This window comes from Dactylosporangium vinaceum (assembly GCF_019904175.1).
In the GTDB taxonomy this organism is placed as follows: Bacteria; Actinomycetota; Actinomycetes; order Mycobacteriales; family Micromonosporaceae; genus Dactylosporangium; species Dactylosporangium vinaceum.
On the sequence record NZ_CP061913.1, the window covers coordinates 6,451,565 to 6,467,669 of the forward strand.

The 16,105-nt window shown below is 72.1% G+C and carries 16 protein-coding genes; 9 read left to right on the forward strand and 7 right to left on the reverse strand.

From position 1 onward, the window contains the following. Positions 1-47: 47 nt before the first annotated feature. From metX to Dvina_RS29030, 7 genes are all read left to right on the forward strand, one after another. On the forward strand, positions 48-1,223 hold the full coding sequence (gene metX, locus Dvina_RS29000) for a homoserine O-acetyltransferase MetX (protein WP_223092505.1): 1,176 nt from the start codon (positions 48-50) through the stop codon (positions 1,221-1,223). Beyond that, entirely contained in the window at positions 1,220-2,533 is a 1,314-nt protein-coding gene (locus Dvina_RS29005) for an O-acetylhomoserine aminocarboxypropyltransferase/cysteine synthase family protein (RefSeq protein ID WP_223092506.1), read from the forward strand. Before metX ends, Dvina_RS29005 begins: the two co-directional genes overlap by 4 nt. Then, positions 2,533-3,012 (forward strand): CoA-binding protein, encoded by a 480-nt coding sequence (locus Dvina_RS29010; protein ID WP_246655384.1) that lies wholly within the window; start codon positions 2,533-2,535, stop codon positions 3,010-3,012. Before Dvina_RS29005 ends, Dvina_RS29010 begins: the two co-directional genes overlap by 1 nt. Before the next feature lie 29 nt (positions 3,013-3,041). Then, entirely contained in the window at positions 3,042-3,893 is an 852-nt protein-coding gene (locus Dvina_RS29015) for a PhzF family phenazine biosynthesis protein (RefSeq protein WP_223092507.1), read from the forward strand. Positions 3,894-3,905: 12 nt separating this feature from the next. Continuing rightward, positions 3,906-5,234, forward strand: coding sequence for a DNA polymerase IV (locus Dvina_RS29020; protein WP_223092508.1), 1,329 nt, complete (start codon positions 3,906-3,908; stop codon positions 5,232-5,234). 107 nt (positions 5,235-5,341) lie between these two features. Next, complete coding sequence (locus tag Dvina_RS29025) at positions 5,342-6,394, forward strand: spore photoproduct lyase family protein (protein ID WP_246655385.1); 1,053 nt, start codon at positions 5,342-5,344, stop codon at positions 6,392-6,394. A 201-nt stretch (positions 6,395-6,595) separates the two neighbouring features. Further along, positions 6,596-7,609 (forward strand): serine hydrolase, encoded by a 1,014-nt coding sequence (locus tag Dvina_RS29030; protein WP_223092510.1) that lies wholly within the window; start codon positions 6,596-6,598, stop codon positions 7,607-7,609. A 74-nt stretch (positions 7,610-7,683) separates the two neighbouring features. Here Dvina_RS29030 and Dvina_RS29035 read toward each other — a convergent pair whose 3' ends face one another. From Dvina_RS29035 to Dvina_RS29045, 3 genes are read right to left on the reverse strand one after another with little or no spacing between them, the layout of a single operon-like run. Beyond that, positions 7,684-7,866, reverse strand: coding sequence for a hypothetical protein (locus tag Dvina_RS29035; protein WP_223092511.1), 183 nt, complete (start codon positions 7,864-7,866; stop codon positions 7,684-7,686). A gap of 15 nt (positions 7,867-7,881) precedes the next feature. Beyond that, positions 7,882-8,442, reverse strand: a complete 561-nt coding sequence (locus Dvina_RS29040; RefSeq protein WP_223092512.1) for a class I SAM-dependent methyltransferase — start codon at positions 8,440-8,442, stop codon at positions 7,882-7,884. 5 nt (positions 8,443-8,447) lie between these two features. Further along, entirely contained in the window at positions 8,448-8,747 is a 300-nt protein-coding gene (locus Dvina_RS29045) for a helix-turn-helix domain-containing protein (RefSeq protein WP_246655386.1), read from the reverse strand. Positions 8,748-9,202: 455 nt separating this feature from the next. Here Dvina_RS29045 and Dvina_RS29055 point away from each other — a divergent pair, with 455 nt between their 5' ends. Beyond that, positions 9,203-9,931, forward strand: a complete 729-nt coding sequence (locus Dvina_RS29055; protein WP_223092513.1) for a GNAT family N-acetyltransferase — start codon at positions 9,203-9,205, stop codon at positions 9,929-9,931. Beyond that, the gene (gene infA, locus Dvina_RS29060) at positions 9,931-10,155 is read left to right on the forward strand and encodes a translation initiation factor IF-1 (RefSeq protein WP_223092514.1); all 225 of its coding nucleotides are present in this window, start codon (positions 9,931-9,933) and stop codon (positions 10,153-10,155) included. Before Dvina_RS29055 ends, infA begins: the two co-directional genes overlap by 1 nt. Before the next feature lie 111 nt (positions 10,156-10,266). Here infA and Dvina_RS29065 read toward each other — a convergent pair whose 3' ends face one another. From Dvina_RS29065 to Dvina_RS29080, 4 genes are all read right to left on the reverse strand, one after another. After that, positions 10,267-11,226, reverse strand: a complete 960-nt coding sequence (locus tag Dvina_RS29065) for a helix-turn-helix transcriptional regulator (protein ID WP_223092515.1) — start codon at positions 11,224-11,226, stop codon at positions 10,267-10,269. Positions 11,227-11,331: 105 nt separating this feature from the next. After that, positions 11,332-13,095, reverse strand: a complete 1,764-nt coding sequence (locus Dvina_RS29070; RefSeq protein ID WP_223092516.1) for a thiamine pyrophosphate-dependent enzyme — start codon at positions 13,093-13,095, stop codon at positions 11,332-11,334. An 86-nt stretch (positions 13,096-13,181) separates the two neighbouring features. Further along, a complete protein-coding gene (locus Dvina_RS29075; RefSeq protein WP_246655387.1) occupies positions 13,182-14,255 on the reverse strand; it encodes a methyltransferase in 1,074 nt (357 codons plus the stop codon). Between the two features lie 35 nt (positions 14,256-14,290). After that, positions 14,291-16,066 (reverse strand): FAD-dependent monooxygenase, encoded by a 1,776-nt coding sequence (locus Dvina_RS29080; protein ID WP_246656606.1) that lies wholly within the window; start codon positions 16,064-16,066, stop codon positions 14,291-14,293. Between the last annotated feature and the right edge of the window lie 39 nt (positions 16,067-16,105).

Below are 16,105 nucleotides of genomic sequence, written 5' to 3' on the forward strand. Positions count from 1 at the left end.
ATCTCCTTAGAATCCTGGTCCGCTTACCTATAACACCTACTGGGGCGATGGACAATACATTCACCGTCGAGACGCAGTACCTCGACCTGCCCGATCCGGTTCATCTTGACTGCGGCCGTGAGCTGCACTCCGTCCGGGTCGCATACGAGACATACGGCAACCTCACCCCGGAGCGCGACAACGTCATCCTGGTCTGCCACGCGTTGAGCGGCGATGCGCACGCCGCCGGCGTGTCCACCAGCCCCCAGGCGGCCGGGACCCGTGACGGTTTCGCGGCCGAGGACCGCGACGGCGCGGCCGGGAAAGTTCTCGGCTGGTGGGACGGCATGATCGGCCCCGGCAAGGCGTTCGACACGGACAGGTACCACGTGGTGTGCACGAACCTCCTCGGCGGCTGCCGCGGCACGACCGGCCCGTCGTCGATCGACCCGGACACCGGGAAACCGTACGGATCGGACTTCCCGGTCATCACCGTGGCCGACATGGTGCGCACCGAGCGCGCGCTCCTGCGTGAGCTGGGCATCGAGCGGCTCGCGGCCGTCGCCGGCGGCTCGCTCGGCGGCATGCAGGCGCTGCAGTGGGCGATCGCGTACCCGGAGTCCGTCGACTCGATCGTGGTGATCGCCAGCACCCACGGGCTGCACCCGCAGGGCGTGGCCTGGAACGCGATCGCCCGCGAGTCCATCATGGGTGACCCGGCGTGGCAGGGCGGTCACTACCACGGCACGGGCCGCGCGCCCGAGGCCGGGATGGGTGTCGCCCGCATGGTGGGGCACATCACGTACCTGTCGGCGCCCGCGCTGGAGGACCGCTTCGCCCGCCGCCTGCAGTCCTCCGACGACATCCGGTACACGCTCACCGAGCCCGAGTACCAGGTCGAGAGCTACCTGCGCCACCAGGCGAGCTCGTTCGTGCGCCGCTTCGACGCGAACACGTACCTGTATCTGTCGCGAGCGCTCACGTATTTCGACCTGGCCCGGGAGCATGGAACGCTTCGGAACGCCATGCGTGCAGTACAGGCGAAAACGCTGCTCATCGCGTTCAGCAGTGACTGGCTGTATCCACCGTCCGCCTCCCGGGACATCGAGCAGGCCCTGGAGGCGGAGGGCAAGACGGTAGAGTTCCACCTGATCGAGGCGCCGTACGGCCACGACTGCTTCCTGCTCGAAGAAGCCCGGCAGACGCCCATCATCCGCCGATTCCTCGAGGGGACCACGCAGTGACCGACACGTTCCGCGCGGAAGAAGCCCGCGACTTCGGGTTCGAGACCCGCCAGCTGCACGCGGGTCAGCGCCCCGACCCCAACACGGGCGCCCGCGCCGTGCCGATCTTCCAGACCACGAGCTACGTGTTCGAGGACCCGGAGTCGGCCGCCGCGTACTTCAACCTGCAGGAGTACGGCAACACGTACTCGCGGATCATGAACCCGACGGTCGCCGTCTTCGAGGAGCGGGTCGCCAACCTCGAGGGCGCCATGGGCGGCGTCGCGTTCGCCAGCGGCATCGCCGCCCAGGCCGCCGCCCTGTTCACGCTGCTGGAGCCGGGCGACCACGTGGTCAGCTCGGCGGCGCTCTACGGCGGCACGGTCAACCAGCTCAAGCACCTGCTGCGCAAGATGACGGTCGAGCTGACCTGGGTCGACCCCGACGACCCGGACGCCTGGCGGGCCGCGGTCCGCCCCAACACCAAGGCGTTCTTCGCCGAGACGATCGGCAACCCGGGCGGCAACGTCCTGGACATCGAGACCGTCGCCGCCATCGCGCACGAGCACGACCTGCCGCTGATCGTCGACAACACGTTCGCCACCCCCTACCTGTGCCGCCCGATCGAGTGGGGCGCCGACATCGTGGTGCACTCGGCGACGAAGTTCATCGGCGGGCACGGCACCAGCATCGGCGGCGTCGTCGTCGAGGCCGGCACCTTCGACTGGTCGAACGGCCGGTTCCCCGTCATCGCCGATCCGTCCCCGGCCTACCACGGTCTGCAGTTCCACGAGACCTTCGGCACCTACGGATACCTGATGAAGCTGCGCGCGGAGACCCTGCGCGACCTCGGCGGGGCGATGTCGCCGTTCAACGCGTTCCTGTTCCTGCAGGGCCTGGAGACGCTGTCGCTGCGCATGGAGCGCCACGTCGCCAACGCCCGGACCGTCGCGCAGTTCCTCGACGGGCACGACCTGGCGTCGCACGTCACCTACGCCGGGCTGCCCGGCAGCAGGTACCGCGGGCTGGTGGAGAAGTACCTGCCGCGCGGCGCCGGCGCGGTGTTCTCCTTCGACTGCGCCGGCGGCCGGGAGGGCGGCCAGAACCTCATCCGCGGCGTCACGCTGTGGTCGCACCTGGCCAACGTCGGCGACGCCAAGAGCCTCATCATCCACCCGGCCAGCACCACCCACCGCCAGCTCAGCGACGCCGAGCTCGAGGCGTCAGGGGTCCGCCCCGGCACCGTGCGCCTCTCGGTCGGCACCGAATCCGTCGACGACCTGCTGTGGGATCTCGAGCAGGGCCTCACCTACGTCAGCAAGGCGGCCTGATGGACCTCCAGCCGTACCAGAACCCGGCCACGATCCAGCGCGTGCTGCACTCGGCCCGCACCATCGCGATCGTCGGGCTGTCCCCCAACGAGCTGCGGGCCAGCTACTTCGTCGGCTACTACCTCAAGCGGCACGGATACCAGGTCATCCCGGTCAACCCGCGCGAGTCGTCGATCCTCGGGCTCACCTCGTACGCCTCCCTGGCCGACGTCCCGGTGCCGATCGACATCGTCGACGTCTTCCGGGCCCCGGCCGCGCTGCCCGCGATCGCCCGGGAGGCCGTCGCGGTAAAGGCAGGCGCGCTGTGGTGCCAGTTCGGCGTCGTCAACGAGGAGGGCACGGCGATCGCCGCGGACGCCGGCCTCGCCGTGGTCGTCGACCGCTGCCTGAAGATCGAGCACGCCCGCTACGTCGGGCGCATGCACTGGCTCGGCTTCAACACGTCCCGCATCACGTCGGTGCGCTCCGGGCTGCAGTAGCCGGCCGCCGGGGCTCTACCGTCTGACCCATGACCGAGTTCGCGTACGTCGACGTGTTCGCCGCCGCACCGCTGAGCGGCGCCCCGCTCACCGTCGTGCCCGACGCCGACGACCTCACCGACGAGCAGATGCGCGCCATCGCCCGGGAGTTCAACCAGTCCGAGACCACGTTCATCATGCGCTCGGCGACGGCCGACCGGCGGCTGCGCTCGTTCACGCCGATCGGCGAGGAGGTCGGCGGCGTCGGGCACAATGTGCTCGGGGCCTGGCTGTGGCTGGCCCTCACCGAGCTGGCGGACAGCCCCGGCACCTTCACCCAGCAGATCGGCGACGAGCTGCTGCCGGTCGTCGTCGAGCGGGCGGGCGACGGGCGCCCGGTCGTCACGCTGGAGCAGTCCGCGCCCGTCTTCGGCGACGTCGTGACGGACCCGGCGCCGCTCGCGGCCGCGCTCGGCCTCGACGTGGCGGACCTGCGCACCGAACGCCCGCCGCAGGTGGTCTCGACAGGCGCCGCGCACCTGCTCGTCGAGGTGGGCGACCGGGCCGCGGTGGACCGGGTGGTGGTCGACGCCGACAGGCTCGTGGCCGTCCTGCGCTCGGTCGGCGGTGAGGGCTGCTACGTGTACTGTCTCGCGGAAACCGCCTACGCCCGGTTCTTCAATCCGGCCATGGGCATCCCCGAGGACCCGGCCACGGGCACGGCGGCCGGCCCCCTCGCCGCGCTGGTGGCCCGCGACGGCGTCCTCGCCGTCGAGCAGGGCCACTCGATGGGCCGCCCCAGCGTCATCACGATCACCGTCGACGGGGACCGGGTGCGCATCAGCGGCTCCGGCGTCATCACGGCGACCGGCACGCTGCACCTCGACGGGTACTTCGCCTGACAGAATGGCCGGGTGCGGCGCGAGGCTTCCATCATGCATCTGGACCTCGACGCCGCCTTCGCCAGCATCGAGCAGCGGGACAAGCCGTCGCTGCGCGGGCGGCCGGTCGTCGTCGGCGGCATCGCCGGGCGCGGGGTGGTGGCGACGGCGTCGTACGAGGCGCGGACCTACGGGGTACGCTCGGCCATGCCGATGGCGGAGGCGCGGCGGCGGCTGCCGGCCGGGGCGGCGTACCTCGTGCCCCGCTTCGAGGCCTACAAGCGGACCAGTCACGTGGTGATGGACCTGCTGCGCGAGGTGTCGCCGCTCGTCGAGCCGGTGTCGATCGACGAGGCGTTCGTGGACCTCGCGGCGGGCGGGCACGACTGTGCGGTGCCGGCGGTGACCGAGCTCGCCCGCGGGATCAAGGCCCGGATCGCGGCCGCGACCGGCGGCGTCACCGGGTCGGTCGGGATCGGCTCCTCGAAGCTGGTCGCGAAGATCGCCTCGGACCTCGACAAGCCCGACGGCCTCACCGTCGTCGGGCCCGGCCGGGAGCTGGACACGCTGCACCCGCTGCCGGTCACGAAGCTGTGGGGCGTCGGGCCGGCGACCGCGGAGCGGCTGCGCCAGGCCGGCATCCGGACCATCGGCGACCTCGCCGCCCGGGAGCTCGTCGACCTGCTCGCCTGGTTCGGCCAGGCGCACGGCACCGGCCTGCACCGGCTGGCCCGGGCCGACGACGACCGGCCGGTCGTCCCCGAGCGCGACACCAAGTCGGTGTCGGCCGAGGAGACGTTCTCCACCGACGTCGCCGACCGCGCCGTCCTGGGCCGCGAGCTCGACCAGCTGGCCGACCGGGTCGCGACGCGCCTGCGCGCGGCCGGGCTGTCCGGGCGCACGGTCACGGTCAAGGCCCGCTACTTCGACTTCACGACGATCACCCGGTCGGCCACCCGCGAGCAGCCCACCGACGAGCCGCGCACGATCACCGAGGCGGCCCGCCGGCTGCTCGCCGACATCGACGTGACGAACGGGCTGCGGCTGCTGGGCGTCGGCGTGTCGGCGCTGTCGGAGTTCGCCCAGGACGGCCTTTTCCCCGTCATCGGTACCGCCGAGCCCGACCCGCCCCCGCCGAGCCGACCGGCCCCGGAGCAGGCCCCACCGCCGCCGCCCGGCACCGACTGGCGCACCGGCCAGGACATTCGCCACGACGACCACGGCCCCGGCTGGGTCTGGGGGGCCGGCCTCGGCCGCGTCACCGTCCGGTTCGAGGGCCCGCTGACCCCGCCCGGCCCGGTCCGCACGTTCAAGGCCGACGACCCGGCGCTCCATCGGGCCGACCCGCCGAACTGGATCTGACTGTACTGGATCTGACATACGTCGGTCGTTCACCGTGCCGCTTCGCCGCGGCCTGTCGCGGGGCCCGCGGCCGGGGCCCCGGGCGCCACGCTGCGTTACATTTGACTGTGCTCCTGGACATTCGCCGCATATATGTCGAACCGGCGGCCGCCGCGCTGCCCCGCGGGCAGGAGGTCCTGGCCCGGTTCCCGGACGCGCAGCGGGTCGAGGTGGACAGCCACCACCGGATCCCGGAGCTGTACGGCGACGAGACGAACGTGGCCCGCTGGGTGCGCATCAAGCAGGGCGCGCTCGTGCTCGGGGTCAAGAAGTCGCTGACCGCGCGGCCGAACGGGCGCTCGGCCGACTTCATCGCGCCGTCGGCGGCGAACGGGTGCGCGATGGCGTGCGCCTACTGCTACGTGCCGCGCCACAAGGGGTACAGCAATCCGATCACGGTCTTCGCGAACATCGACAAGATCGGGGGGTACCTCCGCCGCCACGCCGGCCGCCAGGGCCCGAAGCCGGAGCCGAACGAGTGCGACAGGCACCTGTGGGTGTACGACATCGGCGAGAACTCCGACTGCAGCCTCGACGCCCGGGTCAGCGACAACGTGCGCGACCTGGTCGAGCTGTTCCGGGACCTGCCCAACGCGAAGGCGTCGTTCGCCACCAAGCACGTGAACCGCGACCTGCTCGACTGGGACCCGCAGGGCCACACCCGCATCCGCTTCTCCCTGATGCCGGCCGCCGACGCCAAGCTCCTCGACATCCGCACGACCCCTGTCGCCGAGCGCATCGCCGCGATCGACGACTTCGTCGCGGCCGGCTACGAGGTCCACGTGAACTTCAGCCCCGTCGTCGTGCGCGACGGCTGGCTGGCCGACTGGGCCGAGCTGCTCGACCAGCTCGACGCCGGCCTCGGCCCGGCGGCGAAGGCCCAGCTCGCGGCCGAGGTCATCTTCCTCACCCACAACCGCGACCTGCACGAGGTCAACCTGGGCTGGCACCCGAAGGCCGAGGAGCTGCTGTGGCGGCCCGACCTGCAGCAGGGCAAGCGCTCCGAGAACGGCTTCTGGAACGTGCGTTACCGCACCGGCGCGAAGGGCGGTTACGTGGCGGCCCTGCGCGACCTCATCGCCGAGCACACCCCCTACTGCCACATCCGCTACGCCTTCTGAGCGCGCGCGGTCCCGTCGGGCCGTCGTCGCCTCGATGGTGGCCATCCCGGGCAGTACGGCCGCCACGACGGCGATCCTCGGCAACTGAGCGTCACGAGACCTCCACATTTGCCGCCTTGAATCCGGTTCGGGTTGCCCATAGCCTCCCTGAGTGAGCTTGCCCGGTTCGTCGGGCTTGCCGGGAGTCCACGGGGAGGGCACATGGGCACAGGTATGAGCCGCCGGGCCGCGCTGGCGGCCGGTGCGGGAGCGACAGCGGCGCTCGTCGCCGGCGGGACGGCCGGGGCGGCGCCGGTCAAGGACGAGTTCGCGGGCGTGTCGCCGGAGGAGAAGATCCGGCGGGTCTACGGCCGCCAGAAGGCCAAGGCCGGCGGCGTCTGGTACTCGAACGTGAAGCGCGTCGACGCGGCGGGCACGCTGCAGCACGTCCTCGAGGACGATGCCGACCACGTGGTGCACGGCTACAGCGTGCAGAAGCTGGCCGTCGCGACGGCTGTCATGGACAAGATCGACCGGGGCCAGCTGAGCCTCGGGCAGAAGCTGGACCTGCAGGCCGACATCATCCTCGGCGGCACCGGCATCTACTTCCTGCACACCGTCTGGGGCGACGACATCACGGTCGCCAACTTCCTCACCGCGATGCTGCTCGTCTCGGACAACACCGCGGTGCGCATGTGCGGGCGGGTGGTGCCGGCCCTGGAGATCAACGACATCCTGGCCGCCAAGGGCTTCGTCCACACCCGGGTCGAGCCGGTGGCCAACCCGAACCGGTTCTACCTCGGCACCACCACGCCGCACGAGATCACCGACCTGCTGACCCGCCTGGCCAACAAGACGCTGCTGTCGGCGAACTCGTGCACGTTCCTGCTGAGCATCCTGCGCTGGATCAACGGCTACCACGACGGCATCCGGCGCAACATGTCCTCGGAGGAGCGCAGCCGGGTCGCCACCAAGTACGGCGCCGACTTCAACGACCTCGGCGCGGCCCGGCACGAGGCCGGCATCATGTTCGGCAGCGACGGCTCGCCGGCCCTGGTCTACGGCTTCTTCGCGGAGGGCCTGGGCGACCTGGACAACTACGGCGCCACGCACCCGGCGGTGGAGGCGCACTCGGTCCTCGGCCGCACCATGTTCGACACCATCAAGGACACGACGGTGCCGGGCGCCCGGGCGAAGACCGTCGTGCCCCAGTTCCAGCCGGTCGACGGCGGCTGAGCACCGGCTGAGCCCGGGCCGCGCGGGGGGTGCACCTCGCCCGCCGCCGCGGCCCGGGCCGGCCCCGCGGCGCGTCATCCGCCGAGCGGTTTGCCGCACAGCAATGAGAACGCATTGGGCAGACGGCCGCGGAACGCGGCGGCGTCGAGGCCGTCGAACCGCCAGAACGGCTCGGCGTGCTCGGCCAGGTGCCGCACCGCGAGCCCGGCCGCGATCGTGGCGTTGACGATCTCGCCGAGCGTCCACAGCCACTGCACCGCGCCCGCGCCCGTTTAGGTGTCGCTGACATACCGGCGGGCGAAGTACGAGCGGTCGGCGCGGACCCGGGGCTCGTCGAGATCCCACGTCCACAGTGGATGGGCCGGGTGCTCCTCGTAGACGACGAGGTGCCCGCCCGGGCGCAGCAGGCGAGCGGCGTCCCGGGCCCACGCGCCGATGTCCGGCTGCCAGATCAACGCGCCTTTGCCGGTGTACACCACGTCGGCGCACGCGTCCGCCAGCGGCGCCCCCGGCAGCAGCGCCACGACGTAGGAGCAGGCGGCGCCGAGCTCGACGGCCCGCCGCCGCGCCGCACCGGCCGCGGTCGCGCTGTAGTCGACGCCCACCACCCGCCGCGCGCCGCCCCGCACCAGGGCGATGTCGTCGAGACCGTGCCCGCTCTGCAGATGTACCACCTCCGGCCCCTCGGCCAGCAGCGGCGCGAGCAGGTCCGCCTCGGCCGCGAACAGCGACGAGCCGGACCGGGCCTGCGCCAGCAGCTCGTCGTGTTCGCGTACGTGCTTCTCGGAGGCCAGCTCCCAGATCTCACGGTTGTGCCGCGTCACCGGATCCACGCCGGTCATTGTCCGGGGCGGCGGCGGAAGGTGCGACGGTATTCGCCGGGCGTCACGCCGAGCGCCCGGTCGAAGTGGCGGCGCAGGGTGGTCGCGGTGCCCGGGCCGCTGGCGGCAGCGATCGCGTCGAGGCCGTCGTCGGTGTGCTCTAGTAGCTCCTGGGCGCGGCGGATGCGCTGGTTCAGCAGCCACTGCGGCGGCGTCGTCCCCGTCGCCGAGCGGAACCGCCGGGCCAGGTGGCGGCCGCTGACGTTGGCCCGGCGGGCCAGGTCCTCGACCGTCAGCGGCTCGTCCAGCCGCCGCACCGCCCAGGCGAGCAGCTCGGCGAGCGGGCGGTCACCGGCGGGCGGGACCGGCGTGGTGACGAACTGCGCCTGCCCGCATCCACGCAGTCACCGCACCGCTCGCCGCCGAGGCGGTGTGCCGCATCCTCACCGGCCGGGCCCGCACCACCGGCGTCGCCTCGGCGGGCGCGATGTTCGACGCCGCCGACTTCCTCACCGCACTCGCCCCGGCCGTCGCGATCAGCGGCTGACGGCCGGCCACTGCGCGCGTGCGTCGATAAAGACGCGTGTGTCGATAAAGAGTGGACCATGGCCGGGCGGGGCGGTATCGTCTGGGACGGCTGTGGCCGGACCTTGAGGGGGTGAGCACCGTGAACATTGCAGTGAAGTGGGTGCTCCCCATATCCGTCACGGTCGGGCGACTGCGGTAGGTGCCGCCCGGGAGCGTCAGCACGACCTCCCGAAAGGTGACACCGATGCATACTCCAGTCATCACCCGCGTCGCCGAGTGGCAGTGGCATGCCCTCGACGACGACCTCGTCATCGGCCGCGGCGGCGCCTCAGCGCGACCCGACGGCCGGCTCTTCCTCAGCATCGACACGTGGCACGACGAGGTGTTCGAGCACCTCGCCACGACCATGCTGGCCGCGCTGCCCCGACCCCTGTTCACCGTCGTCGACGAGGCCGACCGTGACCTGCGCACCCGCTGGGTGCAGGCCGGCCTGACCACCCGCCGCCGGGAATGGGAGTACGTCCTGGCGGGCGGCGGGCCCGGGCGGGTACAACCGCCGGAGGTCCTGGCTCTGGGAACTGCGGCGCCGGAGCCGTTGCGGCGCCTGGACGGCGTGATCCGAGCCGAGATCGAGGACTCGATCGGCTGGGATCAGATGCCGGCGGCGGTACTGTCGCGGCCCCTGGACCCGGCCGACTACGTCGTCGCCACCGACGGTCCGGGCACCTATGTCGGGCTGGCCCGCCTGGCCCGGCTGCCGCGGTGCACCCGGATCGGTCTGCTCGCCGTGCGGCAGTCCCACCGCCGCCGCGGCATCGGCCTGGCCCTGCTGGGCGAGATCGGCCGGGCCGGCCACGACCGCGGTGTGCCGACGGTCGCCGAGGTGCACGAGGACAACACCGCGGCGATCGCCCTGTTCGAGGCGGCCGGCGCGGTGCGGCAGAACAGCAACCTCGAGCTGGTGATCCGCTGATGCCCCGCGCGACAGGCGGTATCCAGCTGGAGGGCCTCGTGGTGGAGTGCCTGCGCGACGCCAAGTTTCGCGTCGAGTTCCCGAACGGCCACGTCGTCCTCGCCCACATCAGCGGGAAGATCCGCAAGCACTACATCAAGATCATGCCCTTCGACCGCGTGCTGGTGGAGCTCAGCGAGTATGACCTGAGCCGCGGCCGCATCCTGTTCCGCTACCGCAACTGACCGTCGACCCCGCCGCCGTGCCCCGTCACCCGGGGCGCGGCGGTGGGCCGCTGCGGCCTTGCCGGCACGGCGTGCACCCGAGCTACCCGCCCGGGTGGCGACGGAGTCGGCTCAGGTGCGCAGGGTCCGGCTCGGCGGGCGGCCGTAGGCGCGGCGGTAGACGGTGGCGAAGTTGCCGGCCTTCGCGAAGCCCCAGCGGCCGGCGATGGCGGCCACCGTGGCGCCAGTCGTCGGGTCGGCGGCCTGCAGGTCGCGGTGGGCGCGCTCCAGGCGGGTCCGGCGCAGGTAGGCCATCGGGGTGGTGTCGTGGTGGCGGGCGAAGCCCTGCTGCAGGGCGCGCGGGGTGATGCCGGCCGCGGCCGCGATGTCGGAGACGGTGATCGGGTCGCCGGCGTGGTCCTCCATGAAGGACACGGCGCGGCGCAGGGCGGCCGGGTGCAGCGGGCTGGTGGGGGCGCTGTGGTGGGTGGTCATGGTGGTGTTCGGGAAGACGGCCAGCAGCGCCGTGGCGGCGGTGTCGGCGACCTGCTCGGCCACGAGCGGGGGCAATACCTGCGTGTCGCGGTCCATCAGGGTGCGGTGGACGTAGGCCAGGACGTGGGTCCAGTAGCGGCGCAGGGCCGGCGAGACGGGGGTCGGCGACTCGAAACGCAGGTCGCAGGCGTCGATGTCGGTGTGCACGGCGGCGGCCGCGGCGACCCGGGCCAGGGGCAGGCACAGGACGGCGACGTCGAAGTCGGCCAGGGTGGCGTGGCTGTCCGCGCCGAGGAGGTGCAGGAAGCCGTCGCCGGGGCGCTGGCGGACCTCCTCGCGGCCGGTGCGCAGGGTCATCTCGCCGCGCAGGAGCTGCTGGGCGCAGATGTAGTCGAACGGGTCGCCGTCGGTCACGAACCGGAACGAGTTGCGCAGCCGGTCGACGCGCAGCGGGCCGGCGGTGGCGGAGGTGAGGGCCAGCTCCGGCGGGGACTGGCGGGCCGTGAACCGCGAACGGTGCCCGACGTACATCTTCTCGATGACGTGCGTGGCCTCGTCGGCGTCCCGCGTGCTCATCGCCATGCGCTCCACCCGCATTCCGGCACGGTACCGCGACCGGCGGGGCCGCCGCCCGGACTTGCGGCGATTGCCGACGGTGCGACCGGCGCCCCCGCTCGGCGAGCGTGGACGCCGGCTGCCCGCTCAGCCCTTGAGCTGCTGGATCTTGTCCCGGAACAGGGTCGTCGCGATCGCGGCCTGGTGCGGCTGGCCCTTGAGGAACGACGCCGCGAACTTCTTCGCCTGCTCATAGGTGACGCTTGCCGGCAGCGGCGGCTCGTTGGGGTCCACGGCCACGTCGACGAGCGCCGGGCCGTCGTAGGCGAGCGCGTCGCGCAGCGCACCGGGCACGTCGCCGGGCTTGTCGACGTGGACGCCGAACCCGCCGCAGGCCCGCGCGACGGCCGCGTAGTCGGGCACCGGCTCGCCGAAGCGCACCCCGTGCTCGGGGAAGCCGAGCACCATCTGCTCCCACAGGATCTGGCCGAGCGAGTTGTTGTTGTTCACCACGATCTTGACCGGCAGCCGGTAGCGCACGGCGGTGCTGAACTCGGCCATGAGCATGGCGAAGCCGCCGTCACCGATCAGGGAGAGGACCTGGCGGCCGGGGTGGGCGAGCTGGGCCGCGATCGCGTAGGGCAGGCCGGGGGCCATCGTCGCCAGGGTGCCGGAGAGGTAGAACTCGCGCCGGCCGCGGATTCGCCAGTGCCGCGCGGCCCAGGTGGCGATGGTGCCGGAGTCGCAGGTGAGGATGGCGTCGTCGGTGGCCAGGGTGTCGAGCTGGGCGGCCAGATACTGCGGCGCGATCGGGTCGCGGTCGGCCGACTCCAGGCTGCGCATGCGCTCGTTCCAGTCGCGGACCTTCTCCTGGTAGCGCCGCAGATGCTTCGGCTCTTTGCGCTCGAGCAGCGGCAGGAGCGCCTCCAGGGTGGCGGCGACGTCGCCGACGAGCGGGACGTCGGTCGCGATGCGGGTGCCGGCCCGCCCGGGGTCGATCTCGACCTGGACGACCTTTGCCGCGCCGGGCTTGGGCAGGAACTTGGTGTAGGGAAAGTTCGTGCCGAGCATCAGCAGGGCGTCGCAGTCCTCCATGAGGTCCTCGCTCGGCTTGGTGCCGAGCAGGCCGAGGCCGCCGGTGACGTACGGCGAGTCGTCGGGCAGGACCATCTTCCCGGACAGGCTCTTGACGATCGGTGCGCCGAGGGTGTCGGCGACCCGCTCGAGCAGCGCCCCGGCCCCGCGCGCGCCGATCCCGGCCAGGATCGCGACCTTCTCGGCGCCGTTGAGCACGTCGGCGGCCGTGCGCAGGTCCGCGTCGCGGGGCCGGACGGCGGGTGCGAGGTAGATCGGCGCGGTCGACGGCGCCACGACCGGGGCGACCGTCTGGTACGGGTCCTTGCCCGCCGGCGCGACCTGGATGTCGTTCGGGATCGTCAGGTGGGCGACGCCGCGGCGGGCGTAGGCGGTGCGGATCGCGACGTCGACGAGGGCCGGCAGCTGGGCCGGGTTCATGATGATCTGGTTGTACTCGCTGACGTCCGCGAAGAACCGGTCGAGGTTGACCTCCTGCTGGTAGGCGGTGCCCAGGACGCTCGACTCCTGCAGCCCGGTGATGGCCAGGACGGGCACGTGGTCGAGCTTGGCGTCGTAGAGCCCGTTGGCCAGGTGGATGCCGCCCGGCCCGGACGTCGCCAGGCAGACGCCGATCCGGCCGGTCGTCTTGGCGTAGGCGGTCGCCATGAACGCGGCCGCCTCCTCGTGGTGCACCAGGACGAACCGGATCTTGTCGCGGTTGCGGCGCAGCCCCTCCATGATCCCGTTGATGCCGTCGCCCGGGATCCCGAACACGGTGTCGACGCCCCACTCGGCCAGCCGGGAGACCAGGACCTCAGCAGTAATCTCACCCATATCGGTGCCGCCTACCCGCCCGCGACCCGGTCAAACGGCCCCGTGCTACGGGCCGGTCGACCGGGCGCGGCCGCGGGCTCGGCGGGTCAGGCCTTCCTGGTGCCGCAGATGATGCCGTGCACCGGCACCATGTCCGCCGGCATCGTCGCGTGGTCCTGCGTGATGGCCCGGGTCACCTCGAACCCGGCCTCCTCCAGCCAGGCCGAGTAGGTCGAGACCTTCTGCGGGCCGCCCTGGGCCATCGTGCAGCCCAGGAAGTACGACGGGAAGAAGTCGACCGACGACGACTCGCGGATTTCCTCGGGGTAGATCGGCACCAGGATGTACACCTGGCCGCCCGGCTCCAGCGCGCCGGCGACCGCGCGCAGGATCCTCAGCACGTTGTCCCGGTCGAACATGTCCAGGAAGTGCTTGATGAGCACGAGGTCGAAGCCCTTCGGCACGCCCTTGAACACGTCGCCGCCGATGAACGAGCAGTGCCCGGCCAGGCCCGCCGCCTCGAAGTTGGCCAGGGCCTCGGCCTCCTTCTCGGGGAAGTCGAAGCAGGTGACGTGCAGGTTGTCGACGCCCTTGTGCCGGTAGGTGAGGATCGCGCCGAGCCCGGTGTTGCCGGCCAGGTCGAGCACCTTCTGCCCGGCGCCGACCTCGACGTTGTCGAAGAACCAGGGGTCGATGAACTCGGTGACCGCGTCCATCATGGAGCCCCAGGCCGAGCGCAGCTCGTCGTTGCCGAGGGTGGCCTCGTAGAACGTGCCGGTCAGCCCGAACAGCTTCTGCAGGCCGACGACCTCGCCGGCCCGGATGCTGTCGGTCAGGTAGTACAGCTGGCGCAGGCACACCACCTTGATCATGTTCATCCAGGGCAGCACCCGGGCGAAGTCCTCGTCGCCGAGCCGGGCCAGGCCGTCGAGGGTGTACTCGCCGGTGCGCTCGTCGAGCGCAATGAGGCCGTCCTTCACCGGCAGGAGCAGCAGCTGGTAGATCGCGTCCGGGGTGGCGCCGACGGCCGCACCGAGCTGCTCGGCGGTGAAGCGCTGGTTGGGCTGCTTGCGCATCAGGTCGACGATGCCGAGCTCGAACACGGACAGGATGTTCATGAACCGCATCGGCCCGAGATGGGCCTCGCGGAGCGTGACGAGTGTCTGATCCTTGGTGGGCACGGTTCCTCCGGTTCGTCGTTGGTTGCGGTGCTTGCTCATGGACGGGCCAGTGCGGTGCGCAGCGCGGTCTCGCACCACGCGTCGGGGTCCTCGGCGCGGCCGTCGCGGCGGGCGGCCACGAAGCCGTCCGGGCGGACCAGCACGACGCCGTCGTCGCCGTGGCCGCGCAGCCGCGCCCAGGTGCCGTCCGGGTCCTGCAGGTCGCCGCCCGGGCCGACCGCGTGCGCGGCCAGGGGCACGCCGAGGCGCCCGGCGGCGGCGATGCACGCGTCGAGCCACTCGTCGGCGCCGATCGCCAGGAACTCGCCCGGCTGCACCAGGTCGTGGGTGCCGATCCGGGTGCCCTCGTGGGTGAGCCAGGCGTGCGGCAGGCGGTGCCCGGGGCGCGCGGTCGCGACGTACTCCAGCCGCAGCGGGTCGGGCGCGGGCGGCGCTGTGCCGTCGGGGAGCACGGCCGGCGTCCCCGCGTAGTCGTAGCCGATCTCCAGCCCGAGGTGCTCGGTGGTGATGCGGTTGGTGTCGAAGTACTCCTTGAGCAGCATCCGCCGGGCCCGCCCGGCCAGGGTGTCGGCGAACAGCGCGGTCAGCTGGGCGCGGTTCCACTCGGGGCTGCCGGCCGCCGTGACACCTGTGCCGTTGGTGATGGCGATCTGGTTGAACACGGAGTACATCGCCCGCTCGACGACCGCCTCGGCGACCGGGCGCCGCTCGGCCTCGTAGCTGTCCAGCAGCCCCTCCCCCGCCGTCCCGCGCAGGACCGCGGCGAGCTTCCAGGCCAGGTTGTGCGCGTCCTGCACGCCGGTGTTGAGGCCGAGGCCGCCCGAGGGCGGGTGCCGGTGCGCGGCGTCGCCGACCAGGAACACGCGGCCGCGACGGAACGACGCCGCGACGGTCCCCTCGACCGGCCAGCGGTTGACGGCGTACACCTGCATCGGGTGCGCCGCGGGCAGCTTCAGCGTCCGCCGGACGAGCGCCACCACCTCGTCGTCGCCGAGGTGCGCGGCCTGCGGCGGCCGGGCGAACATCAGCGTCCACTCCTCGGCGTGGCGCCCCCACCGCGAGGGCCCCATCGGCACCACCCCGCAGTGCTCGAACCGCCCGTCGTCGGTGAGCGACGAGACCCGGTTCACCACCGCGTCGTCGTGCGGCAGGAAGCCGGAGAAGTCGCTGCGCACGTGCAGGTTGATCCACTCCAGGAACGTCGGCGTGCCCAGCATCGCGATCCGGGCGATGCGCCCGACGGTCTTGCCGCCGTCGGCGCCGATCAGGAACAGGGCCCGGATGTGGTACTCCATCCCGCTGTCGCGATCCCGCAGGAGTGCCGTGACACCGCCGTCGTCCTGCTCGAACGTCACGAGCTCGTGATGGAAGCGCACGCCGCCGGGGTTGCGCTTCTCCGCCTGCCGCCGCAGGAGCGGCTCGAGCCAGCGCTGTCCGAGGTTCGCGTGCCGGTAGGCGCTGGCGGCCGCGTACCGATCGGCCAGGCGCCCGCCGCCGTAGGCGTCGACCCGGTGCAGGACCTTGCGGTCGTAGGGCTCGTCGCCGCCGAGGCTGGTGAGCCACACCATGGCCGCCGACGTCTCGGGCGGGGCGGCCTCCCGGTAGATCTCGTCGGCCATCCCCAGCTGCCCGAACACCTCCATCGTCCGGCCGTTGAGGATGTGCGCCTTCGGATGCGGCGACGTCGAGGGGTGCCGCTCGACGAGCAGCGACTCGACGCCCAGGTCCGACAGCGCGATCGAGGCGGTGAGCCCCGACCCGCCCCCGCCGACGATGAGCACCGGGACGGTCCGCTCGGGCACTTGCTGCATCACGCCTCCAACGTATTGACGACTGTCGCCACACGCGCT